General features: G+C 46.5%; 1 protein-coding gene and 1 pseudogene. One reads left to right on the top strand and one right to left on the bottom strand.

Annotated elements, in window-relative coordinates; all coding sequences use genetic code 11:
• Window positions 1–431 (top strand): hypothetical protein (locus A3751_RS23180; protein ID WP_197466522.1); only part of this gene is annotated, 431 nt, incomplete at its 5' end.
• A 33-nt stretch (window positions 432–464) separates the two neighbouring features.
• On the opposite strand, the pseudogene A3751_RS19275 reads toward A3751_RS23180, so the two are convergent.
• A pseudogene (locus A3751_RS19275) lies at window positions 465–838 on the bottom strand (riboflavin synthase); the annotation flags it as partial.

The raw sequence follows: 838 nt of genomic DNA, 5'->3' as shown, positions 1-838 counted from the left end.
GTGATTCTCATATTGCAATCGACGTAAAATTCCGCGTTGAAGACTTGGATGTTGATAGCACTAATAATGCGACCAATACATTTATTGATCGAAATGTGACCAATCCATACCTCACACTAAGAGATATGCGTATTCACAACGAGCGGGGCGCAGATACCTTAGGCAGTTTTGGCTTTGCCAGTGTTGAGCAAAAGATTGCTGCAGCGACGGACATTATTCCCGCATACAGTGAGTTAGGGGCGATAGCCGGGGGCGGGCCTGCTGACATCAAGGACTATGGTGTTGACGGTGTTTCAATTTATGATATCAATGTGCGCTGGGACTGGGACTTACCCCATATTCAGTTTGGTGACACTGAAACCAGTATTGGTGAAGTATACTTCACTGATTTCGTGATCCACGGAACCAATCTAACGATTTCAGCGCACTAGTGGCGGGACGAAGCTAAGCTCGACTCAAGAAGCTTAGTTCGCTGGCCGCTCCGTCATATACCTCTCAACAGTGTCTATAATCGCCTGAGTGCTTGGATCGATTTCAATATTAACGCTCGTACCTTCCTGTAACTGGCCAAAAGTGGTCACTTCTAGCGTCTCTGGAATAAGGTGGACGCTAAAGCGTTCGGTGACCTCAGCGCCAATGGTGAGACTGCATCCATTGATCCCAATATATCCTTTGGGTAGAACATAACGCTGAAGTTTGTTCGGGCATTCGAAAATGAGCTCACAGTTTGTCTCTGTTTCGTTACGACCTAACAGTTTAACGGTTGAACTTATGTGGCCGCTCATCATGTGGCCACCAATCTCATCACCAATTTTCGCAGCCCTTTCAAAGTTCGTGA

The sequence above is a fragment of the Oleiphilus sp. HI0080 genome, from assembly GCF_001635135.1.
The sequence above is the reverse complement of the archived record's forward strand: the minus strand, read 5'-3'. Positions and strand labels throughout refer to the sequence as shown.